Below are 26,552 nucleotides of genomic sequence, written 5' to 3'. Positions count from 1 at the left end.
AATTTTTTTTCAATTCTATGTAATTACTGTAGGAGTTTCCATTTGAGTAAGTTTTGAAATCTTTAATAAAGCGTCTAAATCATTTATTAATGGTCTTAAAGCGATTTGCGGATTTAACGAAAGATTCTGTTGAGGATTAAAAAATTTCTCAAAGTAAAGTCTTAATGTTGCACCCTTAGTTCCAGTTCCAGAAAGGCGCACAATTACACGAGAATTATCATCAAGGACTAATCTTATACCTTGATTTTTACTTATGGAATTATCAATGGGATCTAAATATGAAAAGTTATCTGCAACTTTAACTAAATGGCCAGCAAAACTATTTCCTTTTAAATTTTCAAGCATAGAAGTTAGATTGCCAAATATTTGATTGGCAATATTTGAGGGAATTGCCTCATAATCATGTCTTGAATAATAATTCCTACCAAATTGCTTCCAATGATTCTGCATCAAATCACTTACCGAACATTTTTTCTCAGCTAAAACTTGTAACCAATACAAAACTGCCCATAGTCCATCTTTCTCTCTCACATGATTACTACCTGTTCCGAAACTTTCTTCTCCACATAAAGTAATTAAATTAGAATCTAAAAGATTTCCAAAAAACTTCCAGCCAGTAGGCGTCTCAAAACAAGGTATATTTAATACTCTGGCAACATTATCAACCGCTGAGCTGGTTGGCATGGATCGTGCAACACCTGTAATACCATCTTTATAACCTGGGACACATTTTGTGTTAGCAGTTATAACTGCAAGGCTATCACTAGGATTTACAAAACATCCACTTCCTAAAATCATATTCCTATCTCCATCTCCATCACATGCAGCACCAAAACTATAAGATTTTTTATTTAGTAATAAATCAGCCAAGTGGGATGCGTAAGTAAGATTAGGATCAGGATGTAAACCTCCAAAATCTTTTAACGGGTTACCATTCATGACACAATCAGATGGAAGACCCATTTTTTCAACAAAAATATTTTTTGCATATGGGCCTGTAACCGCATTCATTGCATCAAAGATTAACGAGAAGTCTTTTTTTAAAAAATCACTAATTTGATCAAAGTCAAAAATTTTCTCCATCAGATTAGAATAATCTGTTAATCCATCAATAATTTCTAAGGTGGTTTCACCGTAAGGATAAGTTCCATATTCACTAAAATCAGGTAATTGAATTTTACAAATTTTATAACTAGTGAGTAATTGTGAAGCCTTGAAAATGTTATTAGTAATTATCTCAGGCGCTGGGCCTCCATTAGAGATATTCAATTTGACTCCAAAGTCGCCATCAATCCCACCTGGATTATGGCTTGCAGAAAGAATAATTCCACCAATAGCGTTTTCTTTTCTAATTAAATGTGATGTCGCAGGAGTAGATAATAAACCGTATTTTGGAACAATAACCTTTTGAACTTTATGAGCAATACATATTTGTACAATTTTTTCTATTGCTTCAATATTGCCATATCTGCCATCACCGCCAACTACTAATGTTGAACATTTTAAATCTTCTAATGATTGCAAGATTGCTTCAATAAAAACTTCTAGATAATGTTCTTCCTGAAACTTTAAAGTACTTTTTCTTAATCCAGAGGTACCTGGTTTTTGATCTAGAAAAGGAGAATTGATATTAATTACACTAACTTGATTCATATTTTTAAGAAACTTCCAAAAATCTAACTAAATTAATGAGGCATTTCGGAAGTTCTTAACATAGCGATAAACCATAATGATGAAATTAATAATGCACTAATAATTCCATAGTTAACACCAAATTTAGAAATTGTAATTGGAACTATTAGTGGAAACGTTAATGCCCCAAACAATGGAGTAAAAGCTACAATTTTTTTTAGCATTAATTTAATTGATCAAAACCATTCAGTCTCAGCATTATCTTTTTCATTAGTATCGTCAAGAGGTGTTGTTCTATCAAATTTCATTGAAATACTTTTTTCTTGCTCACCAGATACATCAACAGCTTTAATATCATATTTTTGAGTCCCGTCTCTAAATGGAACTTGAATTCTAAAAGTACCATCTGCAGCAAGAGGTACATCTTCTCCACCTATAGTCAGTTTTGCAGAAGGCTCTGTAGCTCCATAAACAATTAATTCAGCATCAGCGACGAGCCAAAAAGATCTATTTTTAACAATTCCGCTTCCAGAATCATTCAAGCCTGATGACCATTTACCAGCACCTGAGTCTGTAAGATTATCATTAAGGTTTGTTGAATTTACGTTTTCCATAAATTCTTCAGAACCAACTTTTCTTCTGAGAGGAATGTTAGTTGCCGCTTGGTATAATCTTTCATGCATACCATTTTGTTCTGAGGCAATAGAATTAGAAATATCTGGGATTGACTCAGAGGTAGAATCTAAATTAAAAGGTACAAATTTATCAAGAATTTGCTCAGAAGGATGAGACCCAGGGACATGGCTTATCGAAGAAAATGCCAATGACATCCAGTTAAAACCATATTTATAACCTAATTCAACTTTATAATCTCTATCTGCAAGTGGGATTGGCAAGTACCATTCTGTACTGTAACTATCAACTGCTATCTCCCTTAGTGTTCCTTGATTCAAGTTGCTTCCTTCAGAACCAGATGCATCAAATAATCTTAAACATAACTTATTAGCTCCCAAAGACTGTGCTTTTTCTCTATCTGCATCAGAAATTTGCCAGAAAACATAAGCCCAATCTGGATCTCTGGGAAGAAAAACTACGTTTGTTTTAACTTCTTCACTACTGCTTAAAGCATTGGACTCGAAAGTTTCTTCAGATTTTGACTCAGGGGGTGTAGTGTATGTTTTTTTTGTAGATTTTTCTTGATATTTGAGTATTAAATCAACTAAAACAGCTTTTGTTTTGCGACTGTATAGAGGAACTGATAATTTACTTGCTTCTTGACGTAATTGTCTGAGGGTAAGTGAGAGTAATTGATCTTTATTCATGATCCCATCAGCCACTTTAAAATCTCCGTTTTTGTTTGGGATCAGTATGTTCTTTTTTTTTTGGAATTGTGTGTCTTTTTGCCCTGTCGTCAGGATCCTCTGACTACTAAAAAATTATCAAAATTGATATTTCTCTTCAAAACAATTGGTATCAAAGCAATTAATTAATTTTCAGGAATTTGTCAAATGTAAATTAATTTTCTTTTTTTTTAAATTTTATTACCTGAATTTGTTAACGACTCAACAAAAATATATTTTTTCTTCGGGATCAATTAAAGGAGGATTCAGCCTTTTTCAACTAGAAGTACTAAATCATCTATCTCTAAATCCTCAATATTTTTACCAATTTTTTTTGAAAAAGCACTTAATTTTCTCGAAGTAGACTCTAACTGTTCATAAAAAAGATCACTAAATTTTTTATCGTCAAATTTTTTAGATTGGTTATCACACCATTCTCTCAGGGGATTTTTATTTCGATATTCCAAACTATTATCAAAATTGATAATTTTTAAAATTTGAAGGCAATGAGCAAGAATTCTTAAATGATGTTTCTGTATTATAGGTAGATCAAGATTATCAATTTCTTGAATAGTTTCTATGTTTAATAGGTTAGACAGGGGATCAAGATGATTAGACATTAATTTTTAGTTTTAATAAAGGAAAAAAACTCAATATTGGGGGTATCTTTCGTTAAAGTATATAAAGCTAATTGTAATAAGTTATTTTTGATAACATGGTCAACGAAAATTTAGTTAAAGATGTAGTAAAAGAGCCTTACAAATATGGTTTCGTTACTGATATTGAAACTGAAAAAATAGCAAAGGGATTAAATGAAGATATCATAAAATTAATTTCACAGAAGAAAGAAGAGCCCAAATTCCTTCTTGATTTTAGATTAAAAGCCTTTAAAAAATGGCAAAACATGAAAGAGCCTGATTGGGCAGAATTAGGATATAACAAAATCGATTATCAAGATATCATTTATTACTCTGCTCCTAAGCAAAAAGAGAAAATTTCTAGCTTAGATGAAGTTGATCCTAAACTTCTTGAAACTTTTGATAAATTAGGGATACCCCTCACAGAGCAAAAAAAACTCACAAATGTAGCAGTAGATGCTGTCTTTGATAGTGTTTCTATAGCCACAACTTTTAGAGAAGAACTTGCTGAACATGGAGTTATATTTTGCTCAATTAGTGAAGCAGTAAAAAATCACGCGGATTTGATTGAAAAATATTTAGGTACAGTAGTTCCAGCTAGTGATAATTATTTTGCAGCACTAAATTCAGCAGTTTTTAGTGATGGTTCTTTCGTTTATATCCCAAAAGGTGTTACCTGCCCTATGGATCTATCTTCCTACTTCAGAATTAATAGTGGAGATTCAGGACAATTCGAAAGAACACTAATCATTGCTGAAGAATCAAGTTCTGTAAGTTATCTTGAAGGTTGTACAGCTCCAATGTTTGATACAAATACCCTACATGCAGCAGTTGTAGAGCTTATTGCATTAGACGACGCATCAATAAAATATTCAACAGTACAAAATTGGTATGCGGGTGATGAAGAAGGTATTGGCGGAATTTTTAATTTTGTCACCAAGAGAGGAAAATGTTTAGGCAAGAGAAGTAAAATTAGCTGGTCTCAAGTTGAAACAGGGTCGGCAATTACATGGAAATATCCGAGCTGTCTTCTTTTAGGGGAAGAATCTGTAGGAGAATTTTATTCAGTGGCTCTCACCAATAATCTTCAGCAAGCAGATACCGGCACAAAAATGATTCATATTGGTCCCAATACCAAATCAACCATTGTTAGCAAAGGTATTAGTGCAGGTAAATCAAAAAACAGCTACAGAGGTCTTGTCAAAATGGGAACAAAAGCAACAGGATCAAGAAATTACAGTCAATGTGATTCAATGTTAATAGGGGATCAAGCTTCTGCAAATACGTTCCCTTACATCAAATCCCAACAACCTAATTCTGAAATTGAGCATGAAGCAAGCACATGTAGAATCTCAGAAGACCAACTTTTTTATCTCCAAAGTAGAGGTATAGAATTTGAGGAGGCTGTATCTATGATGGTTAGCGGTTTTTGCAGAGATGTATTTAATCAATTGCCTATGGAATTTGCTGCTGAAGCAGATAAGTTACTGGCACTTAAACTAGAGGGATCAGTAGGTTAATTAATCAATTTCTAAACTGAAATGCAAAGTAAAATGAAAGAATCAGATCCAATTTTAGAAGTTGAAAACCTCTCTGCATCTACTGATAATCTTCCAATTTTAAAAGGGGTTTCACTTACTGTCTATCCTGGAGAAATCCATGCCATTATGGGAAGAAATGGATGTGGCAAAAGTACTCTTTCGAAAATCATTGCAGGACATCCCTCGTATAATATTACAAATGGCGACATAAAATTTTTAGGTGAAAACATAAACTCTCTAGAACCTGAAGAGAGATCTCAATCAGGAATTTTTCTTGGTTTTCAATATCCAATTGAAATTCCAGGTGTAAGTAATCTTGAGTTTCTAAGAGTTTCAACTAATGCAAGAAGGAAATTCCTCAACAAAGAAGAATTGGATACTTTTGATTTTGAAGAATTAGTTAAAGAAAAGTTAGAAATTGTGAAAATGGATCATGCATTCCTATCAAGGAGTGTAAACCAAGGCTTTTCCGGAGGTGAAAAAAAAAGAAATGAAATTCTGCAAATGGCTTTACTTGAGCCTAAAATAGCAATATTAGATGAGACCGATTCTGGTCTAGATATCGATGCTCTAAGAATAGTGGCATCAGGAATTAAAAAAATATCTAATGAACAAACTGGAATTATACTTATCACCCACTATCAAAGATTATTAGATGAAATTAAACCAAATTATGTCCATGTTATGTCAGACGGACAAATTATAAAAACTGGTGAGAGTGATCTTGCTCTAGAGCTTGAAGAAAAAGGGTATGAATGGACTGATAACTTTATAAAAAAGACATAAAAAAATGGAAATTATTGAAAAAATAAAAACTAATAAATCGGATGAAAACCTAACAGAAATACAAAAAATCTGTCTTCACAAATTACAATCAAGTCCTCTCCCTAATCCTAAAAGTGAACTATGGAGACTTTCAAATAAATCAAAATTTTCAAACTTTTTAGATTACTCAGTTAATGAAAAAGATTCAAAATTTGATACTCCATATCCGAAAGATTCTCAAAGTACTATTAGATTAATAATTGGTGAAAATTGCCAAATTAAATTAATAGAAAAAAATTATTCAATACAGCAATTAAGTGAGGATGAATTACAAAAATATATCAAGGAACAGATATCTTTTTTTAAGCAAAACGAAAATTGGAGTGACCTACTAAATCTTTCTTTGAGTTGTAAAAATAATATTTTGGGATTAAAAATAAATGGATCAAAAATTCCTCCTATTGAAATTTTTAGTCATTCATCAAGTAATTCTTTAAACGCAAAAACTCTCGTTATATTTTTAGAAAAAAATTGTGATATTGAATTATTACAAGTAAATCTTGGTAAAGAAAACTCTTCATTATCGCAATCAACTTTCTTTTGCTTAAATGAAAATAGTTCCGTAAATCATGGTGTTGTTTCTTACGGTGAAAACAGATCAAATTTATTAAATTCTCTCAATGTAATTCAACAAAAAAATAGTGCATACAACTTAGGATCTTTACATTTCAAATTCAATTACGCGAGATTTGAAATTAGTATTAAACAATCTGCGGGAAACGCTAAGACAAATATCAAAGGTATGCAAATAACAAAAAAAGATGAGCAAATTTCAACCTATACAAAAATAGACTTTAATGGCCCAAATGGATTTCTAGATCAAATTAATAAATCACTTGCTGATGATAAATCACATGCAATATTTGAAGGTTCAATAATAGTTCCGAAAATTGCCCAGAGAACTAATGCTTCCCAATTAAGCAGAAATTTACTTTTATCAAATCTCGCGCAAATAGATACCAAACCTCAATTAGAAATAATTGCTGATGATGTCAAATGCAAACATGGAGCTACTATTTCGCAACTAAATGAAGAAGAACTTTTTTATATGCGAACAAGAGGGATCACATTAACAGAAGCAAGTAAACTACAATTAAGTTCTTACTTTCAAGAAATAATTTCATTTATTCCCATTTCAAAAGATAGATGGGATTTGCTTGATAAACTTTTAAATGAGAATTAATGGAAACGATTCAAAATTTTCCTGAAATAACGAAGAAAGACTTTCCTCTTTTAAATAAGAACTTAAAAAGTAATGAGCAAATTATTTATTTAGATCATGCTGCGACAACACAAAAACCAATACAAGTCTTAAAAAAAATTAATGAATATTACAAAAACTTTAATGCCAATGTACATAGAGGGGCACATCAATTAAGTGCTAAAGCAACAGAAGAATTTGAAAATGCACGATATTTAATTAGCAAATATATAAAAGCGAATTCAACAAAAGAAATTATTTTCACAAGAAATGCTACTGAAGCAATCAATCTAGTAGCTAGATCATGGGGCGAATATTCATTAAAAGAAAACGATGAAATTCTCTTATCAATAATGGAGCATCATAGCAATATTGTTCCATGGCAAATGGTTGCAGCAAAAAATAAATGCAAATTAAAATTTATAGGTATAGATAAAGATGGAAAATTAGATATAGACGACTTTAAATCAAAACTAACATCTAGAACTAAACTTGTTAGCCTAGTACATATTAGTAATACTCTAGGTTGCTGTAATCCAATCAAAGAAATAACTAAATTAGCTAAACAAAAAGGTTCTTTAGTATTAATAGATGCATGCCAAAGTTTGGCTCATCAAAAACTGGATGTGATTGATCTTAATATAGATTTTTTAGCTGGATCAGGACACAAACTTTGTGGCCCTACAGGTATTGGTTTCCTCTGGTCAAGAAAAGAAATCCTAGAAAAAATTCCTCCTCTCTTTGGAGGTGGCGAAATGATTCAAGATGTTTTTGAAGAGACAAGTACTTGGGCAGAACTACCACACAAATTTGAAGCTGGAACTCCAGCCATTGCAGAAGCAATAGGTCTTGCAGAAGCAATTAATTATATTAACAATATTGGATTGAATGAAATTCATGAATATGAAAAGACTATTACTAAATATTTATTTGAAAAATTAACTAAAATAGAAGATATTGAAATCATAGGTCCATCGCCAGAGATAGATCCAGACAGAGCCTCACTTGCCACCTTTTATATAAAAAATATACATTCAAATGATATTGCTGAAATTCTTGATTTAAAAGGAATTTGCATAAGAAGTGGCCACCATTGCTGTCAACCTCTTCACAGATACATTGGAATTAAATCAACGGCTAGGATCAGCATGAATTTCACAACCAATAAGGAAGAAATTGATATGTTTATAGAAAAATTAAAAGATACTATTAATTTTCTAAAAATCAATTCTTAAATATTCAGAGCATTTTTTAAAAATTCCTGAGATTTTTGCATTACTAATTCTTTATTTTCAATATTTCTAAAACCATGCCCTTCATTATCAAAAAAAATAACTTCTGAATATTTATTATTCTGAATCAAAATTTCTTGAATTTTCAAAGTTTGTTTATATGAAATAACTGTATCTTTTTTTCCATGAAACAATAAGATAGGTTTTTTTATTTTGTTAATATGATTTATTGGTGATCTATTTATATAATCATCATGGTTTTTTGCATAATTTCCTACCAAAGAATTTAAATAATCTTTTTCAAACCTATGAGTGTTGTAATGCATATCCTTCAAATCAATAACAGGATATTTACAAATTGCTGCTGTAAAAATAGAACCATATAATAAACAATTAAAAGCAGTTAACCCACCAGCACTATTCCCAAAAATTACTACTTTTTCACTATCAACTTTATTTGATTTAATCAATTCAAGGGCTAGTGCTTTGCAATCATAAGAATCAACAATACCCCATTTATAATTCAACCTCTCTCTATATGCTTTGCCAAATCCTGATGATCCTCCATAATTGACTTCAGCAACAAAAAATCCTTTAGATGTCCAATATTGAACTTCAGAATTATATGATCCATCAAAACATGAAGTTGGTCCGCTATGTGCTCTAACAAGGAGCGGTGGCTTTCTAAATTTTTCAACAAGCGGCTTATAAAGAAAAGAATGGGTAGATTGAGCCTCAAAACCTTTAAACCAAAATGTTTCAGGTTTTGAACAATCTTTTATATGATCAAAAAATATCTGCTCAGAAAAATTTGATAAAACTTTTTTTGCAAAATCAATTTCAAATACAATTCCAAAAAAATCAGATCCATAACCTTTAAAAAGAACTTTTTCCTGAAAAACACTGAAATCACTTATTGAGGTAAAAGGAGTAGAAAATTCTTTAACAAATTCAAGATCTTTATATTGTTCCACTATTAAATTATTTTCTTTTTTTGCTAAGCAAAATAAATTTTTTATATTCCCTGAAAAGAATGTTATTCCAGTTACCCATTGTGGTGCTCCATATTCAATCAAGTCTCTCTCTACTCTTTTCTTAATAAAAATATTCTCAATTTCACTAACATCTAAAAACAATAAGTTCCACCATCCAGAACTATCTTCAGAACATACCAAATGTGTTTCACTTATCCAATAGGGTTGAAAAAAAGAAACGTTTTTTTTGGAATTTATCAAGTTATTTTTGAATTTTTTTATTTTTTGTATCTTGCCATCTAAATTTATTTGAGCAAAAAACAGCTCATTTTTCTCCCAGGGCATATAAGGAGTATCCCACTCTATCCAAGAAAGTAAGTTAGCAGATGTATTAGAAGATAATTCTCCAGCAAAATTTTTAAATTTTTTTATTTGATTAATATCTTGTTTAGTTTTTTTTAAATTTAAAGAAAATAAATAATCTCTATTATTTATTTCGCAAATACCATACAATACATTTTTTTCAGAAATGACAAATGAAGAATCAAAATTTCCATCAATTGATTTAGAGAGTTGCTTAGGTTCTTGAATTGAAACGAGATATTTATTTTGGCTTCTATAAGTTGACGTTGCCTCTTTAAAAATTTGAAACCATACTGCCTTGGTAATCTGATCTATCCATATCAAATAAAAATTATTTTTAAAATTTATACATTTATAAGATTTACCACCATATCCATGAAAATTATTTTTAATATTATATTTTTTGCTTGTTAATTTCTGAGGAAACGCTCCTTTGTCATTAAATGGTCTTGCAAAAATGGCATTTTCATTTTGACCTTCACCAACAACATCAATCCAAAAAATGATATCCCTAATAATAGTTAATTCCTTAAAAGCTTTTTTTTTAGATTCAGTTTGCCTAACTTTTAACTTATCATCATTACTCATTTAAAAAACTATAAAGAAAGTAAATTAAAGTGCTAATATTTTTATAGCTAAACTCTTAATTAAAAACTTTTTAACGTGGCAAACCATTTTTCACAACTTGCAAAAAAGTCAAGAACAAATGGAAGCTCAGAAAAAATTTCAAAAGAACAAACAGGTAAGCCATCTCTAGACATTTATAAACTTGGTGATGATGTATTAAGACAAAATTCTAAAAGAATAACTAAGGTTGACGAATCAATCAGAAAACTTGCTAGAGAAATGCTTCAAAGCATGTATGCAGCTAAAGGAATTGGACTTGCCGCACCTCAAATTGGTATCAACAAAGAGCTTCTTGTTATAGATGTAAATTTTGAAGATTCAGCAGCAGAACCTCTAATATTAATTAATCCAGAAATTACAGACTTTGGAACAACTCTTAATTCATACGAAGAAGGCTGCTTGAGTATACCTGGCGTCTATTTGAATGTAGTAAGACCTTCAACTATAAAATTAAAATTTAGAGATGAAATGGGGAGACCACGTAAAATGAAAGCAGATGGACTTCTAGCGAGGTGTATTCAACACGAATTGGATCATTTAAACGGAATATTATTTGTTGATAGAGTTACATCAAAAGATGATTTGAACAAAGAACTTATAAAGGAAGGGTTTAACGAAAAAGACGTAATTTCTATTAATTAATCTAATGACAGAAACTACAATATTTCAAAAAATAATTAATAAAGAAATACCCTGCGATAAGCTTTATGAAGATGAGTTATGTATTGCGTTTAATGATATACAAGCGCAAGCACCAGTACATTTTTTAGTGATTCCCAAAAAGCCAATTGTTAGTTTATTAGATTGTATTGAAGAAGATGCAAATTTATTAGGGCATTTACTTTTTGTTGGTAGCAAAATAGCTAAATCAAAAAATTTAACTAATTGGAGAACAGTTATTAATACTGGATCAGAATCGGGGCAAACAGTTTTTCATTTACATATTCATTTTTTATCTGGAAGAAAAATGAATTGGCCCCCAGGTTAAAACTCTCGAAAGAAGTGTTTATGGGTTATAAATAAGAAAAAACAAAATGAATACACCAGATTCCTTAAATACAAAATCTAACAACTTATTCAATTTAATATCAAAAAATTGGGAAGAGCTAGACGATTCACTCAAAACTAAGTTAATTAAAATTTGGAGAGTTTTAACTTATAAATGGCAATTACAAATTTTATTTAATCTACCCTTTCTTTTATGGTGGGTATTAGATAAATCTTTTCCAAAGGTTCATAAATTCGATACAACAATAATGCATTACTTAAATTTACCTGACTGGGCACTTTCATTTATTGGTTTTGGTCAATAGACTGCTAAAAGTTATAATTTACCTTATAAAACCTGTCTAGTGATGAATAAAGCAGTTAATAATAGATCCAAAATACTTTACCAATTACAAAAATTAAGGAAGTTATCTCAGCCTTTTTTTCTTCCCATAGACCAATGTAATGGATTTCAATTCATATGGCTTTTGATTTCTCTTTTATTTTGCGTTGGTGGAGTAGTACTTGTTGGTCTTACAGGAATTATCAGTTTTTTTGAAAGCTTTCAACCAATTTTTCTTGAAAAGTATTTTGGAGGTGTAGTAAGTACTGTCAATTCAATATGGGCTGGAAGCTGGGGATTACTTTTCTCTGCCTTATTTCTAATTGGATCAGGGAGCTTTTTTAGCTTAAGACGTCAATTAAAAAACCGTAGATGGTTGCATTGGTTATTCCTTGCGATAATTGTATTAATGCTTTTAGCTGTAAACGGAATAAACGCTGGTATTGGTTTCATTGCGAGAGATTTAACAAATGCTTTAGTAGAAAAACAAGAAGATGGGTTTTATCGGATATTGGGAATTTACGCTTGTTGTTTTGCTGTGGCTCTACCAATACGTGTTTCCCAAATATTTTTTACATATAAATTAGGAATAATTTGGAGAGAATGGCTTTCAAAAAGTTTAGTCAAAGATTATATGACTAATAAAGCTTATTACCAATTAAATCCCAATGATGAAGAACAAACCGATGTAGATAATCCTGATCAAAGAATCACAGATGATACTCGAGCTTTTACCGGGCAAAGTCTTTCTTTCACATTAGGCATTTTTGATGCCCTACTAACATTTTCACTTAATATTCTTATTTTATGGAGTATTAGTACAACGCTTACTTTTTCTTTATTTGGTTACGCTGCATTTGCAACTTCTATACTTTTAATTGCTGGAAAAAATCTTGTAAAGATTGACTTTGATCAACTCAGATATGAAGCAGATTTTCGATATGGATTAGTACATATTAGAGATAATGCTGAATCAATAGCCTTTTACTCTGGGGAGAATCCTGAGCGAAGTGAAACTGAAAGACGCTTAGGAGAAGTAGTGAGAAACTTTAATTTACTGATTATATGGAGAGTAATAATAGACGTAATGAGAAGATCCATTAATTATGCTGGAAATTTCTTTCCATATTTAATAATGGCAATCCCTTACTTTAAAGGTGATATTGATTATGGACGCTTTATTCAGGCAAGCTTTGCATTTGGAATGGTTGAAGGTTCGTTATTTTTTATTGTTAATCAAATCGAAGAACTTGCAAAATTTACTGCCGGTATTGGCAGATTAGAAGGATTCCAATCAAAAGTTGAATCCATTAGTCAAACCAACCCAACAAGCAATCAAAATGTTATTTCAAATTACCCCTCAATTCTTATCAATAATGCTGACCTTTGCCCACCTGGATCAAATAAAACAATAATTAAAAATTTAAATTTGAGCATCGACAATAAGCAATCACTCTTGGTTGTTGGACCATCTGGATGCGGAAAAACATCTTTACTAAGAATGATTAGTGGTTTATGGGAACCCGATCAGGGAGTAATTAAAAAACCAAAAATTGGGGAATTATTATTCATACCTCAAAAACCATATATGTTACTTGGTTCTTTAAGAGAACAATTATGTTATCCCACAGAAGTTAAGAAGTTTAGCGACGAACACCTTACTTCTGTACTTCATGAAGTAAATTTAAAAACCTTAGTGGATCGTTATCCTAATCTTGATATCAAACAAGATTGGCCACGAATTCTTTCCCTAGGCGAGCAACAAAGATTAGCTTTTGCAAGACTCTTACTAAATTCTCCAAGATTTGCAGTACTTGATGAAGCAACAAGTGCTTTAGATATTAATACTGAAAAAAAACTATATAGTTTACTAAAGGAACGAGAACTTTCTCTTATCAGTGTTGGCCATAGACCTAGTTTAAAAGATTTTCACGAGAATATTTTAGAATTAAATGGACAAGGAGACTGGAAATTATTGACTTCTGATAAGTATAATTTTAAGGATTAACCAAAAAAATGAATTCTAAAGAAGAACAAACCAACTCAGAAGTCACTAATTTAGAGAATAAGAGTTTAATAGAACAGCAAAAAGATCCAAATTACATCAATGAACAAATTGGAGACAATAAACTAGATGAAAAATCTATAGAAATTAAAGATGAATATAAATTTGGATGGAGTAGTTATTCTGAAATAACTAATGGAAGATTTGCAATGATTGGCTTCCTTGCAATATTATTGATTGAATTATTTAGTAAACAATCGTTTTTAAAATGGGCAGGAATCTTATAATTAATCATCAAATCTAGAACTATTATCTCTTGGTTTCTTCTTATTTGTTCCAACGTTATATCTACTATTTTGATTTTTTGAACTTGATCTAGCTGATGAACTTACTCTACGCGTATCATTAGTTTTTTTTACTTGATTAATATCTTTAAATGAAGCATCTTCTACTTGAGCTGTTGAAGTTTGCTGCCTAATAGAAGATCTTGTGGGTTTCTTTCTCAATGGAGAAGAATCATCAGGCGAAGAAATATTATCTTGTTTCAAAACTGAACGATTTGTTCTAGGTCTTGATCCTGTTTTAACTGCATTGCGAGATGAGTTGCGTCTCTCACCAAAGTTATTTCTTTCTGATTGATTACTAATTTTTTCTTCAGAAGTCTGTCTTCTTCTTCTTCTTATAGGTTCCTCATTTTCAAACTGACCTTCTTCTCTTATCGATGGCCTGCTTCTACTTGCAGCTGCAGAAGGTATAGCTCTTGAAACATTCCTTCTACGCGATCTTCCCTCCATATAGTCCTCTTCAAATTCGTCTTCTTGAGGTTTAAATCTTCTTGATGGCCTTTCAGCCTCTTCAAACCTATCGTAATCTTGATTAAATCGACTTCTAGAATTTCTAGGCACATCAGCAATAGGATCATCATCAAAATAAGATGACCTTCTAGCTTGATCAGTAGCGACTCCCCTCAATCGCACACTTTCATATGCAAAAAAAACTGTGGTTCCTGCCAACAAAAACTGACCAAACTGAAGTATGGGATCTAACCTCCAGCCTTGAAAAAATAATATTCCCCCGCACAAAAGTCCTATTGCTGCAAAGAAAACATCATAATCTCTTGCTAATGCAGGTTTAAAAGACCTTAAAAAATAAAGGCCTCCACCACATACAGCGAGGACAATACCAACAATACTGGCCCAGTTGAGACTAGCATTGACCACATTCTTTCTCCAAAATATTATTTTTAAAAGGGTTACTTAAATCCCCTATATATATAGTGTACTTAAAACTTCTATAAAAACTAGCGTCTTCCAGTAGAAGTACGATCGAGAGAATCTTTCTGACTGACAAAAATTAAAAATGCAGTGGCTGGAATAACGATAAGTAAAGCGGCGGCAATAAAACTACCTATCATTCCAACTGCGGAATTATTTGCAACTTCAGCAGAAAAATCTGCGGCTAGTAATAAATTTGAGATTTGAAACACTTTTTAGATATTAAATTCTCAATTTATAATACGAATTAAATACGTTTCAATGGGTTATTTATTAAGATGAGTTAAATAATTGTGATTTCTTGGTTGTTAACTCTCTTCAAATTTTAGATATTAGTTTAGGAATTTCTCTCTCATATCTAACTATAGTTTTTCTAATAAGATTAATACTTACGTGGTACCCAAAAATTGATTTAAGTAAAGGTTTATGGTTATTAATTTCAATACCATCAAGCTCCATTCTTAATTTAACAAGAAAACTAATTCCTCCTATTGGAGGTGTTGATGTTGGACCCGTAATTTGGATCGGAGTTATAAGCTTTTTAAGGGAAATTTTAGTCGGTCAGCAAGGGCTCATAAAACTTGCATTACATTCTCATATTTCATAGAAATAATTAATTATTTATCAGTAATTTGGCAATAATTCTTCTTCTACATATTTAGTGTGTATCTTACCCTGCTTAAATTTAGATTTATTCAGTAAAGTTAGATGAAAGTTTATTGTTGTAGGAATACCAGTGACCGCACATTCATTTAAAGCCCTATTCATGCGTTTAATTGCTGTATTACGATCTTTTCCCCAGACTATTAATTTACCAATTAATGAGTCATAGAAAGGAGGTATTTCATAGCCTGTATACACATGGCTATCCACCCTTACACCAGGGCCACCAGGAGGAAGCCACCCAGTTATTTTTCCAGGTGATGGTCGGAAATTGTGAGAAGGATCTTCAGCATTGATTCTACATTCAATGGCATGACCATTTAATTGAATATCATCCTGATTAAATTCCAAATTTGCTCCGCTTGCGATTTTAATTTGCTCTGCTATTAAATCAACTCCTGTAACCATTTCAGTAACTGGATGTTCAACTTGAATCCTAGTATTCATCTCCATAAAATAAAAATTATCATCATCATCAACTAAAAATTCAACTGTCCCCGCTCCTTCGTAGCCGATACTTTTTGCAGCAGCAATAGCTGCGTTCCCCATTTTTTTTCTTAGCTCAGTGTTAATTGCAGGACTGGGAGACTCTTCTAGCAACTTCTGATGTCTTCTTTGAACTGAACAATCTCGCTCTCCTAAATGAACTACATTACCCGACCTGTCGGCCAAAATTTGAATTTCTACATGTCTTGGCTTCTTAATAAATTTCTCCATATATAGACCATCGTTACCAAAAGCTGCTTCTGCTTCGCCTTGAGCTGCTTTAAACATTTTTTCTAGATTATCAGAGTTTTCAACCAACCTCATACCTCTTCCACCTCCTCCAGCAGTCGCTTTAATAATTACTGGATAGCCAATATCATCTGCCAATTTATAAGCCTCATCAACATTTGATAACAAGCCTTTACTACCAGGTACTGTTGGAACTCCAACTGCTTCCATTGTTTCTTTAGCTGTAGATTTATCTCCCATAGATCTAATAGCTTTAGGAGATGGGCCAATAAAAACTATGCCGTGATCATTACACATCTCAGCAAATTTATCATTTTCCGCAAGAAATCCATAACCTGGATGAATAGCATCAACTCCTCTCGATGTAGCAGCAGCAAGTATATTTGGAATATTTAAATAACTCTTATTACTTAATGAATCTCCGACGCAAACCGCCTCATCAGCAAGCTGAACATGCAATGCTTTTTTATCTACAGTGCTAAAAACTGCAACGGTTGCAATACCTAGTTCTCTACAACTTCTGACAATTCGTAAAGCTATTTCTCCACGATTAGCAATTAAAACTTTTTCAACCATTATGAAAATAAAATTGAAGAAATGAAATGACTTAAAATAAAAAATTATTTGCCAAAATATTAAACAAAATTTTTTAGTGATCAGAGGACATTTTTTACAATACAACCTAAAACGTTATATATGTATAAATATTTGTTTTATGCAATAGAAAAATTATTCATAATATTCAAAAAAACTCTTTTCGAACTAAATGCTTATTTCAGCCAATAATGTATGATATTTTTAAGGTTTAGGCATCGCCCGGTTGCTGAAAACCCTTTGCGGACGTGGCGGAATTGGTAGACGCGCACGTCTAAGGAGCGTGTGGCTTCGGCCTTGCGAGTTCAAGTCTCGCCGTCCGCATTTAATGTATTCTGGTTTAACTGCAATGAAAAAAAAATCAGTTGCAGTAGTTATAATTTCCAATGGTCCTGGTGAATTGACTACATGGGTAAATCCTGTAGTGGATGAGCTTAACAAAATAAATAAATCACTATGTGATGACGATAAACCCGATCTCACCCTTAGGTTAGTCCTTGTTCCCTGCCCAAATGCCACTGGTAAAGAGTTTTTAGTTGCAAAGTCATGGAATAAATTCGAATTAATTACAAAATCCAAAAGTTTTTGGAAATTATTAATAAAGCCACATTCTTTTGCTAACTGGCCAAAAAAAGGGGTGGTTATTTTCCTTGGTGGGGATCAATTTTGGAGCATTTTATTAGCCAAAAGATTAGGTTATATAAATATCACATATGCTGAATGGGTTTCGCGATGGCCTAAATGGACCAACGAAATTGCTGCTATGAATGTAAAAGTAAAAGAGTTAATACCTAGAAGATATAAATATAAATGTAAAGTCATTGGCGATTTAATGGCAGATATCAAACTTAATAGCGAAATATCATTAAGAAATAAAGAAAAACACTACATTGCATTGTTGCCCGGTTCTAAGAAAGCAAAGCTTTCTGTTGGAATTCCTTTCTTCTTAGAAGTTGCAGATCATATCGCTAAAGAAAATCAAAATATTAATTTTATAATTCCCATTGCTCCAACTACTGATAAAAGTGAATATTTATTTTTTCAAAGCAATAAAAATCCAATTGCTAAATATTACTCATCAAAAATCAAAACAATTAAAAACTTCAAAGACTCTCATTTTGATTATGTAATTGAAACATCAAAAAATACAAAGATTTATCTAATCAAGAAACATCCTTGCTATGAAATATTAAAAGAATGTGATCTTGCAATTACAACTGTTGGAGCAAATACTGCAGAATTAGCAGCAATTAGTCTTCCAATGTTAGTCGTTTTACCAACTCAACATTTAAACATGATGAATGCATGGGATGGAATTTTTGGAGTAATTGGAAAAATTTCATTCATTAATAGATTCCTAACTTTTATAATTAAAAATTTCTATTTTAAAAAAAAGAAATTTTTTGCTTGGCCAAATATAAAAGCTAAACGAATGATTGTCCCTGAAAGGATAGGTAATATTTCGCCAATAAAAATTGCAAGTGAAGTATTATTTCTTATTAACAATAGAGAGCAATTAAAAAGTATTAGAGAAAATCTAAAAAAAGAAAGAGGCGATAAAGGTGCTGCAAAAAAACTTGCTTCTATAATTGTTAATTCAATAGAAAAACTTTAACAATTACCAAGGATCATCAATTTCAAACTTTTCTAATTTTTTATTATCTTGAACTAAATTTTGTTCATCTAGTGGTTCAATATCTAAAGTTTCAGTAGCATTTTGAATTGGTCTTTTCGAAGCAAAATTAGTATTTGATTTTTTCTTTTGCTTAAGATCAATATTGTTTTTTTCATCTATTGAACTCACACTATTTTGATTCTCGATCTGATCAGAATAATCATTATCCATATATAGCTTTTTTCTGTTATTTATTTCCTCTGAAGAACCCTTTATTTCAACATATTCAAGTTCATCTTCATAATCATCTTCATAATCATCTTGTTCAACAACTTCTTCATATTCCTCGACCAAATTGTTTTGCTGTTCTGATTCAGAACCTGAAAGTAACTGATTCTCAACAGGTACAAGATTTGCTGAGTATCCATTTGCTTCCCTTTCATCCCAAGAAGAACCCCCGACTCCAAGTTTCTCAAGTAGTCCACTACTTAGTTGCTTCAATTTTTCTTCGGCACCTTCATAAACAATAATCCTATCAGTACCACTACTTACAATTTCCTCAACAGGTATTTCCCAAGTACTTAAAACTCCCTCCCCTAAAAGCGGAACACCAACAGCACCCATGACAAGAGATATCAAATCCCCAGTCTCAATATCAAAAGAAAAGCCAAGAACTCTTCCCAAAAGTTGACCAGATTCTGTAATCACTTGACAATTAATTACCTTCCCATATCTTTCTGGAGAAAAACTCTCACTCAAAGAATCTAGGGAGTCAACTAATATGACATCTCCAACTTGCTTTATACTTTCTAAAGGCATCCATTTTGGCAAACCTGGTAAAAATCTTGTAAGTGGATTATCTCTTAGCCCCAGAGCGACCACCTCTCTTCTATCGATATCAACAACAACTTCGCCAACTACGCCTAGACGCCTACCAGTATCAGTAGTTATCACTTGAGTTCCCATTAATTCTGACCTTAACCATAAACGTTCGCTAGGAACAGAGTTAGGGAAATTCTTATTAGCAGATGTGTTAGACAAGCTCATAAATTTCTTTTTATCATTCTGACGTATAAATTTAAAAAAGTGTGTTTATGCAGCATTTGGTAACCCAAGAACTTGAGTATTCGCACCTCTTGCTTGCGCAACCCCAATTGTTCGTTCAGACGCACTAATCATAGGCCTTCTATGACTTACGACTATAAATTGAGCATTTGATGACTGATTAGATATTAATTTTGACAATCTTTCAACATTTATACCATCTAAGAAACTATCAACCTCATCTAATGCATAAAAAGGTGAAGGTTTATACTTTTGCAAAGCGAATAAAAAACTTAAAGCAGTTAATGATTTTTCTCCACCTGACATAGAGGCTAATCTTCTGACATTTTTCCCTTTAGGATGAGCCACTAAAGTTAATCCTCCTTCTAAAGGAGAATTAGGATTTTCAAGTTGAAGAAAACCATCTCCATCAGATAAATTTGCAAAAATTTCTCTAAAATGCTTATCAACTTCTGTAAATGCTTGCATAAAAGCCTCCTGTCGCATCGTAGATACAGTTTCTATTCTCAGCAATAATTCAGATCTTTCATTAGATAGAATTTCCAATTTTTCTCGCAAACCTTTTAATCTCTCAATTAATTCTTCTAATTCATCAAGAGCCAACATATTAACAGGTTCTAAGCTTTGCAGTTTTGCATTTATGATCGAAATTTCTGATTGCAAAGATTCCAGACTCTTCCCTTCATATTCTCCAAACTCCGGGGAAGGATTAGGTAAATCTTTTTTATAATTTTCTAATTTTATTTTCTCGCTTCTTATCTCTTCTTTAAGAGAATGCATATCCCTTTCAAGATATTCAAGCTTCAACAGATAGTTATTATATTCTTGCCTTTTATTTGAAATTGAAGCGTTTAATTCATCTCTTTTCCTTCTCAATAAACCTAAATCCCTCTCTAGAGAATTTTTTTGAATATCGAGATCTAAAAGTTCTTTTTTAAATTGATCTCTTTTTTCTACCCATTCATTATGAGCAATTGCGAGTTGTTTAATAGATTCCTGCAAGTTTTTTTCTTGTATTAAAGTAATTTTTAATGAATTATTGATACGCTCTTTATCTAAAGCAAATTGATTCTTTTTATCTAATAATGTATTTCTCTCCTTAATAAGTAATTCAAGTTTTTTATCAAGATTATTAAAATCGTCATTAAAAGATATTAATGATGATTTTTGATTTTTTTCATAATTTGCCTTTTGAATGGTTTGTAGTTGATTAAACTTATCGTGATAAGGCTGCAATTCATTTTTTAAAAGACCTAACTCGTTAACTAATAAATTATTAGCAGTATCAAGTTTATTTAATCTCGATTTACAATCCTCAATTCTTTGCGAGACAACTTTAAGAGAATCTTGATTTACTTCAATTTCTTTATTAAATGAGGCACAATCCTCAATAATTTGACTGCGATTAGAATTTAATTTACTTAGTCTATTATTTTTTAGTATCAAATCATTATTTGACTCTTTTAAAGCTTCTTCGATAACTAATAATCTTTCTTTTATAGGACTGGAATCATCAATATCATTATTAATTCCAAACCTATAAGCCAAATCTTTATTTAACTTACTACCTCCTGTAATAGCACCACTTACTTCTAATAATTCACCACTTAAGGTAACCAACCTATTTTTTTGTGTAGACAACCTAGCTGAAGATAAGTCTGAAAAAACCAAAGTATCTCCAAAAACATATCGAAAAACATCTGAATAAACTTCATCAAAAGTAATTAGATTAATAGCTTTATCAATAAATCCATTCTCTCTGTTATTTTCAGATCTTGAAATCGCATAATTCTTTTTTTGACTTTTAATTCTATTTAAAGGTAAAAAAGTTAATCTTCCCGCTTTCTTCTTTTTAAGAATTTCAATTGCTTTAGCAGCAATATGATCATTATCAACAACTATTTGTCCTAACCTATTTCCAGCAGCAATTTCTAATGCATATCTATTTTTCTCACTGACCTCTCCAAGTTGAGCTACATAACCATGTATACCCTCTAACCCTGCCTCTAAGAGAATCCTGAGGGCATATGAACCTCTAGATTCGTTTAAAGCTTCCTTTCTGCTTTCGAATCTAGATAAATCCTTTTCAAGCCTTAATTGCTCATTGTTTAGCCTTGATTTGGTTTTAATTAATAAATCAATTTCATTTTTTAAAGAATTAATTTCTGCGCTGTTAGTTGCCAGGTTTTTATTCTTTGTATCTGATGTCTCTTTTTTGCTTTGATTTCCTTGAAAAAGCTTCTCCTGTTCTAATTCTAAGGATTCGATCTGTGACAATATCTCATCTTTTTGTATATTATTTTGAATAGTTTCTTCTTCAATTTTCCTTTTTTTTATTTCCAAAGGATTAATTTGATTTTTTATACTTTCAAGCTCTGTATTTAATTTGATACTTTGTTTTGAGAATTCTCCAGATTCTCCAGCTGCGTCAGAAAGTTTTTTTCTGGAAAGTTTGTGTTTTAAAGTGAGATCATCAATTTGCAAGTTCAATTGATTTAAAAAATTATCATCGAAATTTTCTTGTCTCATCTTTTCTGACTCGATATCCCTCTTAGAAATAGCAATTTCATCTCTCTGTTTTTGTAATTTAATACCTTCTTCTTTATTCAAACTTGATATCCTATCAAGTTCTCTCAAGCTAGAATTAATACTTCCAATATCAGAATTAACTTTTATCAATTTATCCTCTCCTTTCTCCTTAAGCTCATTAACAAGTATTTTCAAAGCATCTTCTAAAACTGATATTTCTTTACTAATAGATTCTTTTTCTTTATTAAACAAGATTTTATTTTTTTCAATTTCACTTTCTTTTTTTTCTATAGATTCAACATGCTTAACTTGATTTTCAAAAATGAGAACTTTCTCTAATTCTATTATTTGTAATAGTTTTGCCTTTAACTCTTTATATCGCTTTGCTTTTTCACATTCTTTTTCAAGCTTATTTTTACTAGATTGCAATTCATTTTCTAAAATTTCACATCTTTCTTGTCTTTCAAAAACGTCATTTAATTTTGCATTAGTTTGTTCTATTCTTGTATCAAAAAGTGCGACTCCTGCTAATTCATCAATAAGATTTCTTCTTTCCTTATTATTCATTGATACTATTCTTGTTACATCACCCTGCATAACAACATTGCTGCCCTCAGGATCAACACTAATATCTCTTAATATTCTCTGTATTTGTAGCAAGGTACATTGTTTGCCATCAGAAGTATAAGTAGAAGCATAAGAACCACCTGGCATAAGCCTTAATTTTCTAGAAACTACCCATTCTTTTTGACCTTTATTAAGGGCAATTTCTTCTTCTTCTAGTTCCAAAGGCGGAAGGTCCTCTCTGGGAGACCAATCTTGAATATTAAATTTTACTGATACAGATGTTTCTGATGACTTACCCTCTTTAACTTTGGAGTTATTTATTAGATCTGGTAATCTTTCAGCCCTCATCCCTCTACTATTAGCCAGACCTAAACAGAATAAAATTCCATCTAATATATTACTTTTCCCAGAACCATTAGGGCCTGTAACCACTGTGAAGCCTTCTTCAAGAGGAATTTTTACATTTCCCCCAAAAGATTTAAAATTTTCAAACTCGACCTGATTGATATGTACCAATCTCAAGTCTCAATAGCTAAATAAGAATAACTAATTTGCAAAAATTCTCAATAGAAATATTACGTTTATTTATAAATGAATATTAATAATTTTTCCTTAATCTACAAGAATTAGCCGAAATTTCAAACAAGCCATAAAGAAGTTCACCATCCAAAATGAATCGATAATTTTCAGAGTCCAAGTCTGTAGAAACGTTTTTAAATATTCCATGATCAATTCTTTTTACAAAACCTCTATTATCAGAAAGTTCATGTTCTATCCTAGATAGCCATATAAGTCTATGATTTGGCTGCTTAGAAATTTCTACAGAAGCTTGATTTAATAAAGGTAGTTTTAAAAATTTCCAAGTTAAACAATCTATTCCATTTTCAACAAGAAAATCATAATGAATATCTTTAGACTTAGCATTATAAACTTCATGTTCCAGCAAAACCCATTTATCCATTATGTAGTTGATAAATAAATTAAATCTTTTTGCAAAACAAAGTTTAGATAAAGATATTTTTTATTAAAGATGGTCTCTTTTATTTAATTACCTGCATCAGGAACAAATCTTAAAGCGATGAATAGCAAACTTCCAGCTCCAGCAATAGCTGCAGCTATTAATCCAAAATCTGTAGGGATTGTGCGAGATGCAAAAATTAATGATGCAAATGTAATATCCATGATGAAATTTAAACTCATTTAATAATTCCTGTAATAGCTTAACAAAAGCTTCTTGCAGAACAGAGTAGATAAATAAAATGTAAATAAACTTTTATATGTTTTTATTCTATATAAATCCCACAATTATTTAGATAAGGGTTCCAAATTAAGAAAATGGGTCTAATCTTAAAATAAATAAGTTTGAATAATGGAGACTTATCATCCTCCCAAAGAAGCAGAAGATAAAGAAGATAACTCTAATCTTCCTGAAAGAGAGGTTCTCTCGGAAAAATGGTTACTCGAAAAAATTGACAGTTTAATACCTTTAATAAAAGAAAAATGGCCTAACATTGCACAACAAACCCTTGAAGCCACAAAAGGGAGTATTGATGATTTGGTTGAAGTAATAGCTAGCCATAGCGGAACCTCAGCAATTAGAATAAAAAGCCAACTATTTGAAATAATTGATTCAATAAGAGAAAACAATTGGGAAATATCAGAAAAAATTGAGCCTATAGAAAGTCAATTAGAAGAATTATTAGAAGAACTTAACGATACACTTAGACCAAAAATAGAAAGTCCTATAAGAAAAAAACCATTATTATCTATTGCTATTGCGGCTGGTATTGGTTTACTAATAGGAACGCTCCTAAATAGTGGTAGAAAATAATATGGAAAAACCAAAAAATAAAAACTTTGCAAATACCGCCTCGAGAATTTCAGCGATCGCAAGTTCAGTTATGGATTTGCATGTAAGAATAGCTCTTCAAGAAGTAGATAGAGAAAAAAGAAGATTAATTAGTGGTGGAATATTTTTGGCAATTGGCAGCACATTATTATTATTAGTACTAATTTGCATCCATATTATTTTCTACCTTTTTCTAACAAAATATAATAACTGGAATATTGAATATAATTTATTACTCATAATATTTATCGATTTAGTTCTTGCAGGCTTAAGTTTAAAACTTGGAGGAAAATTAGCAAAAGGACCATATCTTCCTCAAACATTAGAGGGTTTAGGCAAGACAACAAAAGCCGTTTTAGGCAAAAAATAAATTACCTTATTAAATACTTTATCCATCTACAATCTATTCCCCCATTGCTAACAGGAATTTTCAATGAAGATTTCATTTTCAAATATTTTGTTAGTTTTGGATTTCCACTTAGCAGCCAAAATTCCCAACCTGAAAAATTATTCTTTAGGAAGATTCCCATTTGTTCATATAAATATATCAATTCATTTTCATCGCCTAATTTTTTGCCGTACGGAGGATTACATATGATTATCCCAGGTGTGCAACTTAATTGGAGTGCTAAAAAATCATTATTTATAAGCTCAATATAATTTTCTAGTCCAGCTAATGATATGTTTACATTCGCCTGCTCAAAAACCTTTTTATTAATTTCACATCCCATTATTATTGGCAATTTTTCATAATTTATAATTTTATTTTTTGCCTTATTTTTTTCATTAAGATAAATATCTTTCCTAAAGTCCAACCAATTCTCAAAAAGATATACTTGATCAATATTTATGGGAACTCCAAGGTATTGGTTGACTGCCTCAATTAAAAAAGTTCCCGAACCGCACATAAAATCTATTAATGGAACTTTGCCATTCCATTGAGTCATATTTATCAATCCAGAAGCTAAATTTTCTTTTAATGGAGCATTTCCAATTGCGGGTCTATAGCCTCTTTTGTGTAAGCTCTCAACGCTGCTTTGAAGACTGAGAATTGCTTTATTATTATTTAAATGCAGATGAATTATAAAATCAGGATTAGCTAGAGAAATATTTGATCTTTTATTCCAAACTGCCTGTTGCAAATCAGTTATAGAATTTTTTACTTCAAGAGCAGTGAAATGAGTATGACTTAATGAAGATGTTCTCCCAGTCACTTGAACATTAAACGTTTTATCAAAGTGCAACCAATTTAACCAATCAAATGAATCTCTAACCCCCGCATATAAAGATTGCTTGTCATAGCAATTAAAACTTGCAATTTCTCTATAAAAACGAAAAGCTAATCTGGAATAGAAATGAACTCTATAAAAAGTTTCAAAATCACATTCAAAATTAATAAATCTTTTATAAGTATTAATATTAAAGCCGCCTAAATTTGCAATTTCTTCTGCTAAAGATTTCTCTAGTCCCTCCGGAGATGATGCCACTACATTCATATACGATAAAACTTAGTAAAAAAACTATTCAATAACCATTTTGCCTGTCAGAATATAAATGTCCAATTGGACTAGGTGATCTCAACCGATGTTTCGGACAGCGGTTCGATTCCGCTCAACTCCACTATTTGGGGTTGTAATGGTTTCGACGGGGCATAAGGAAGGTGACTGAAGCCGGCTCGGTTAGAGCAAAAACACAAATGCTAACAAAATCGTTAGTTTCTCCCGTCAAACAGCACCAGTTGCTGCTTGATCCTAAAGGAGATGGGGTTATATCAGCCTTATCAACCAAATGATACGAGGAGTCTGGAAGGACTCCACTTTTTTTAAAATAACTAAGAAGTTGTAATAGATAATTTATTAGTTTGTAAATATTGCTGCAAATGCTTGTATTAAAAAGAATTTTTTTAATTTTATAAGTATAAATACTGAGAAGATAAGTTTTAAATTAATTTAT

The 26,552-nt window shown here is 31.3% G+C and carries 26 protein-coding genes and 1 tRNA gene; 14 read left to right on the top strand and 13 right to left on the bottom strand.

Annotation, left to right across the window (positions count from 1 at the left end; genetic code table 11):
• Positions 1-15 precede the first annotated feature (15 nt).
• The 4 genes from HA140_RS00410 to HA140_RS00395 form a co-directional block, all read right to left on the bottom strand.
• Positions 16-1,653, bottom strand: a complete 1,638-nt coding sequence (locus HA140_RS00410; RefSeq protein WP_209039243.1) for an alpha-D-glucose phosphate-specific phosphoglucomutase — start codon at positions 1,651-1,653, stop codon at positions 16-18.
• Between the two features lie 32 nt (positions 1,654-1,685).
• Positions 1,686-1,856 carry a hypothetical protein gene (locus HA140_RS00405; protein ID WP_209039242.1) on the bottom strand — a complete coding sequence of 57 codons (171 nt, stop codon included), beginning with the start codon at positions 1,854-1,856 and terminating at the stop codon, positions 1,686-1,688.
• A 12-nt stretch (positions 1,857-1,868) separates the two neighbouring features.
• Entirely contained in the window at positions 1,869-2,969 is a 1,101-nt protein-coding gene (locus HA140_RS00400) for a DUF4912 domain-containing protein (protein WP_209039241.1), read from the bottom strand.
• Between the two features lie 269 nt (positions 2,970-3,238).
• Positions 3,239-3,592: a hypothetical protein gene (locus HA140_RS00395; RefSeq protein WP_209039240.1), complete on the bottom strand. Its 354-nt coding sequence runs from the start codon at positions 3,590-3,592 to the stop codon at positions 3,239-3,241.
• 95 nt (positions 3,593-3,687) lie between these two features.
• Here HA140_RS00395 and sufB point away from each other — a divergent pair, with 95 nt between their 5' ends.
• From sufB to HA140_RS00375, 4 genes are read left to right on the top strand one after another with little or no spacing between them, the layout of a single operon-like run.
• Positions 3,688-5,130, top strand: coding sequence for a Fe-S cluster assembly protein SufB (sufB, locus tag HA140_RS00390; RefSeq protein WP_209039239.1), 1,443 nt, complete (start codon positions 3,688-3,690; stop codon positions 5,128-5,130).
• A 21-nt stretch (positions 5,131-5,151) separates the two neighbouring features.
• The gene (gene sufC / locus HA140_RS00385) at positions 5,152-5,937 is read left to right on the top strand and encodes a Fe-S cluster assembly ATPase SufC (RefSeq protein ID WP_209039238.1); all 786 of its coding nucleotides are present in this window, start codon (positions 5,152-5,154) and stop codon (positions 5,935-5,937) included.
• A gap of 4 nt (positions 5,938-5,941) precedes the next feature.
• Positions 5,942-7,159, top strand: a complete 1,218-nt coding sequence (locus HA140_RS00380; protein ID WP_209039237.1) for a SufD family Fe-S cluster assembly protein — start codon at positions 5,942-5,944, stop codon at positions 7,157-7,159.
• A complete protein-coding gene (locus HA140_RS00375) occupies positions 7,159-8,412 on the top strand; it encodes a SufS family cysteine desulfurase (RefSeq protein WP_209039236.1) in 1,254 nt (417 codons plus the stop codon). The genes HA140_RS00380 and HA140_RS00375 overlap by 1 nt, the downstream gene beginning before the upstream one ends.
• Here the strand turns inward: HA140_RS00375 and HA140_RS00370 are convergent.
• Positions 8,409-10,334, bottom strand: coding sequence for an alpha/beta hydrolase family protein (locus tag HA140_RS00370; RefSeq protein ID WP_209039235.1), 1,926 nt, complete (start codon positions 10,332-10,334; stop codon positions 8,409-8,411). The two genes, HA140_RS00375 and HA140_RS00370, sit on opposite strands and share 4 nt — an antisense overlap.
• 75 nt (positions 10,335-10,409) lie before the next feature.
• On the opposite strand from HA140_RS00370, the gene def reads away from it, so the two are divergent.
• From def to HA140_RS00345, 5 genes are read left to right on the top strand one after another with little or no spacing between them, the layout of a single operon-like run.
• The gene (gene def / locus HA140_RS00365; RefSeq protein WP_209039234.1) at positions 10,410-11,015 is read left to right on the top strand and encodes a peptide deformylase; all 606 of its coding nucleotides are present in this window, start codon (positions 10,410-10,412) and stop codon (positions 11,013-11,015) included.
• Between the two features lie 4 nt (positions 11,016-11,019).
• Complete coding sequence (locus HA140_RS00360) at positions 11,020-11,361, top strand: histidine triad nucleotide-binding protein (protein ID WP_209039233.1); 342 nt, start codon at positions 11,020-11,022, stop codon at positions 11,359-11,361.
• A gap of 46 nt (positions 11,362-11,407) precedes the next feature.
• On the top strand, positions 11,408-11,686 hold the full coding sequence (locus HA140_RS00355) for a hypothetical protein (RefSeq protein WP_209039232.1): 279 nt from the start codon (positions 11,408-11,410) through the stop codon (positions 11,684-11,686).
• Positions 11,687-11,728: 42 nt separating this feature from the next.
• Complete coding sequence (locus tag HA140_RS00350; protein WP_209039231.1) at positions 11,729-13,711, top strand: ABC transporter ATP-binding protein/permease; 1,983 nt, start codon at positions 11,729-11,731, stop codon at positions 13,709-13,711.
• 8 nt (positions 13,712-13,719) lie between these two features.
• Positions 13,720-13,995: a chlorophyll a/b-binding protein gene (locus HA140_RS00345; protein WP_209039230.1), complete on the top strand. Its 276-nt coding sequence runs from the start codon at positions 13,720-13,722 to the stop codon at positions 13,993-13,995.
• Here HA140_RS00345 and HA140_RS00340 read toward each other — a convergent pair whose 3' ends face one another.
• The gene (locus tag HA140_RS00340) at positions 13,996-14,928 is read right to left on the bottom strand and encodes a Ycf66 family protein (protein WP_209039229.1); all 933 of its coding nucleotides are present in this window, start codon (positions 14,926-14,928) and stop codon (positions 13,996-13,998) included.
• Positions 14,929-15,008: 80 nt separating this feature from the next.
• Positions 15,009-15,194: a photosystem II reaction center X protein gene (gene psbX / locus HA140_RS00335; protein ID WP_025905805.1), complete on the bottom strand. Its 186-nt coding sequence runs from the start codon at positions 15,192-15,194 to the stop codon at positions 15,009-15,011.
• An 89-nt stretch (positions 15,195-15,283) separates the two neighbouring features.
• On the opposite strand from psbX, the gene HA140_RS00330 reads away from it, so the two are divergent.
• Entirely contained in the window at positions 15,284-15,589 is a 306-nt protein-coding gene (locus tag HA140_RS00330; RefSeq protein ID WP_209039228.1) for a YggT family protein, read from the top strand.
• Between the two features lie 17 nt (positions 15,590-15,606).
• Here HA140_RS00330 and accC read toward each other — a convergent pair whose 3' ends face one another.
• Complete coding sequence (gene accC / locus HA140_RS00325; RefSeq protein ID WP_209039227.1) at positions 15,607-16,956, bottom strand: acetyl-CoA carboxylase biotin carboxylase subunit; 1,350 nt, start codon at positions 16,954-16,956, stop codon at positions 15,607-15,609.
• 260 nt (positions 16,957-17,216) lie between these two features.
• Here accC and HA140_RS00320 point away from each other — a divergent pair.
• Both HA140_RS00320 and HA140_RS00315 read left to right on the top strand, forming a co-directional pair.
• A tRNA-Leu gene (locus HA140_RS00320) sits at positions 17,217-17,298 on the top strand.
• A gap of 4 nt (positions 17,299-17,302) precedes the next feature.
• Positions 17,303-18,589 carry a glycosyl transferase gene (locus tag HA140_RS00315; protein WP_209039226.1) on the top strand — a complete coding sequence of 429 codons (1,287 nt, stop codon included), beginning with the start codon at positions 17,303-17,305 and terminating at the stop codon, positions 18,587-18,589.
• A 3-nt stretch (positions 18,590-18,592) separates the two neighbouring features.
• Here the strand turns inward: HA140_RS00315 and HA140_RS00310 are convergent, their stop codons facing one another.
• The 4 genes from HA140_RS00310 to HA140_RS00295 all read right to left on the bottom strand — a co-directional run bounded on the left by HA140_RS00310 (position 18,593) and on the right by HA140_RS00295 (position 23,950).
• Positions 18,593-19,636 (bottom strand): PRC-barrel domain-containing protein, encoded by a 1,044-nt coding sequence (locus HA140_RS00310; RefSeq protein WP_209039225.1) that lies wholly within the window; start codon positions 19,634-19,636, stop codon positions 18,593-18,595.
• A 45-nt stretch (positions 19,637-19,681) separates the two neighbouring features.
• Positions 19,682-23,272 (bottom strand): chromosome segregation protein SMC, encoded by a 3,591-nt coding sequence (gene smc, locus HA140_RS00305; protein WP_209039224.1) that lies wholly within the window; start codon positions 23,270-23,272, stop codon positions 19,682-19,684.
• 76 nt (positions 23,273-23,348) lie between these two features.
• Positions 23,349-23,711 (bottom strand): hypothetical protein, encoded by a 363-nt coding sequence (locus HA140_RS00300; protein WP_209039223.1) that lies wholly within the window; start codon positions 23,709-23,711, stop codon positions 23,349-23,351.
• Between the two features lie 83 nt (positions 23,712-23,794).
• The gene (locus tag HA140_RS00295; protein WP_209040250.1) at positions 23,795-23,950 is read right to left on the bottom strand and encodes a hypothetical protein; all 156 of its coding nucleotides are present in this window, start codon (positions 23,948-23,950) and stop codon (positions 23,795-23,797) included.
• Between the two features lie 169 nt (positions 23,951-24,119).
• Here HA140_RS00295 and HA140_RS00290 point away from each other — a divergent pair, with 169 nt between their 5' ends.
• Both HA140_RS00290 and HA140_RS00285 read left to right on the top strand, forming a co-directional pair.
• On the top strand, positions 24,120-24,581 hold the full coding sequence (locus tag HA140_RS00290) for a DUF883 C-terminal domain-containing protein (RefSeq protein WP_209039222.1): 462 nt from the start codon (positions 24,120-24,122) through the stop codon (positions 24,579-24,581).
• 1 nt (position 24,582) lies between these two features.
• Complete coding sequence (locus HA140_RS00285; protein WP_025880084.1) at positions 24,583-24,969, top strand: phage holin family protein; 387 nt, start codon at positions 24,583-24,585, stop codon at positions 24,967-24,969.
• A gap of 1 nt (position 24,970) precedes the next feature.
• On the opposite strand, the gene HA140_RS00280 is transcribed toward HA140_RS00285, so the two are convergent.
• Positions 24,971-26,095: a THUMP domain-containing class I SAM-dependent RNA methyltransferase gene (locus tag HA140_RS00280; RefSeq protein WP_209039221.1), complete on the bottom strand. Its 1,125-nt coding sequence runs from the start codon at positions 26,093-26,095 to the stop codon at positions 24,971-24,973.
• Positions 26,096-26,552: the final 457 nt, after the last annotated feature.

The organism is Prochlorococcus marinus CUG1417, from assembly GCF_017695975.1.
Taxonomy (GTDB): Bacteria; Cyanobacteriota; Cyanobacteriia; order PCC-6307; family Cyanobiaceae; genus Prochlorococcus_A; species Prochlorococcus_A marinus_AG.
This window is presented reverse-complemented; position numbering and strand designations above follow the sequence as displayed.

Excerpts from the sequence above, each read along its gene's own strand:
- HA140_RS00410 (WP_209039243.1), bottom strand. The coding sequence starts at position 1,653 with ATGAATCAAGTTAGTGTAATTAATATCAATTCTCCTTTTCTAGATCAA.
- HA140_RS00405 (WP_209039242.1), bottom strand. The coding sequence starts at position 1,856 with ATGCTAAAAAAAATTGTAGCTTTTACTCCATTGTTTGGGGCATTAACG.
- HA140_RS00395 (WP_209039240.1), bottom strand. The coding sequence starts at position 3,592 with ATGTCTAATCATCTTGATCCCCTGTCTAACCTATTAAACATAGAAACT.
- sufB (WP_209039239.1), top strand. The coding sequence starts at position 3,688 with ATGGTCAACGAAAATTTAGTTAAAGATGTAGTAAAAGAGCCTTACAAA.
- sufC (WP_209039238.1), top strand. The coding sequence starts at position 5,152 with ATGCAAAGTAAAATGAAAGAATCAGATCCAATTTTAGAAGTTGAAAAC.
- HA140_RS00380 (WP_209039237.1), top strand. The coding sequence starts at position 5,942 with ATGGAAATTATTGAAAAAATAAAAACTAATAAATCGGATGAAAACCTA.
- HA140_RS00375 (WP_209039236.1), top strand. The coding sequence starts at position 7,159 with ATGGAAACGATTCAAAATTTTCCTGAAATAACGAAGAAAGACTTTCCT.
- HA140_RS00370 (WP_209039235.1), bottom strand. The coding sequence starts at position 10,334 with ATGAGTAATGATGATAAGTTAAAAGTTAGGCAAACTGAATCTAAAAAA.
- HA140_RS00360 (WP_209039233.1), top strand. The coding sequence starts at position 11,020 with ATGACAGAAACTACAATATTTCAAAAAATAATTAATAAAGAAATACCC.
- HA140_RS00355 (WP_209039232.1), top strand. The coding sequence starts at position 11,408 with ATGAATACACCAGATTCCTTAAATACAAAATCTAACAACTTATTCAAT.
- HA140_RS00350 (WP_209039231.1), top strand. The coding sequence starts at position 11,729 with ATGAATAAAGCAGTTAATAATAGATCCAAAATACTTTACCAATTACAA.
- HA140_RS00345 (WP_209039230.1), top strand. The coding sequence starts at position 13,720 with ATGAATTCTAAAGAAGAACAAACCAACTCAGAAGTCACTAATTTAGAG.
- accC (WP_209039227.1), bottom strand. The coding sequence starts at position 16,956 with ATGGTTGAAAAAGTTTTAATTGCTAATCGTGGAGAAATAGCTTTACGA.
- HA140_RS00315 (WP_209039226.1), top strand. The coding sequence starts at position 17,303 with ATGTATTCTGGTTTAACTGCAATGAAAAAAAAATCAGTTGCAGTAGTT.
- HA140_RS00310 (WP_209039225.1), bottom strand. The coding sequence starts at position 19,636 with ATGAGCTTGTCTAACACATCTGCTAATAAGAATTTCCCTAACTCTGTT.
- HA140_RS00300 (WP_209039223.1), bottom strand. The coding sequence starts at position 23,711 with ATGGATAAATGGGTTTTGCTGGAACATGAAGTTTATAATGCTAAGTCT.
- HA140_RS00295 (WP_209040250.1), bottom strand. The coding sequence starts at position 23,950 with ATGAGTTTAAATTTCATCATGGATATTACATTTGCATCATTAATTTTT.
- HA140_RS00290 (WP_209039222.1), top strand. The coding sequence starts at position 24,120 with ATGGAGACTTATCATCCTCCCAAAGAAGCAGAAGATAAAGAAGATAAC.
- HA140_RS00285 (WP_025880084.1), top strand. The coding sequence starts at position 24,583 with ATGGAAAAACCAAAAAATAAAAACTTTGCAAATACCGCCTCGAGAATT.
- HA140_RS00280 (WP_209039221.1), bottom strand. The coding sequence starts at position 26,095 with ATGAATGTAGTGGCATCATCTCCGGAGGGACTAGAGAAATCTTTAGCA.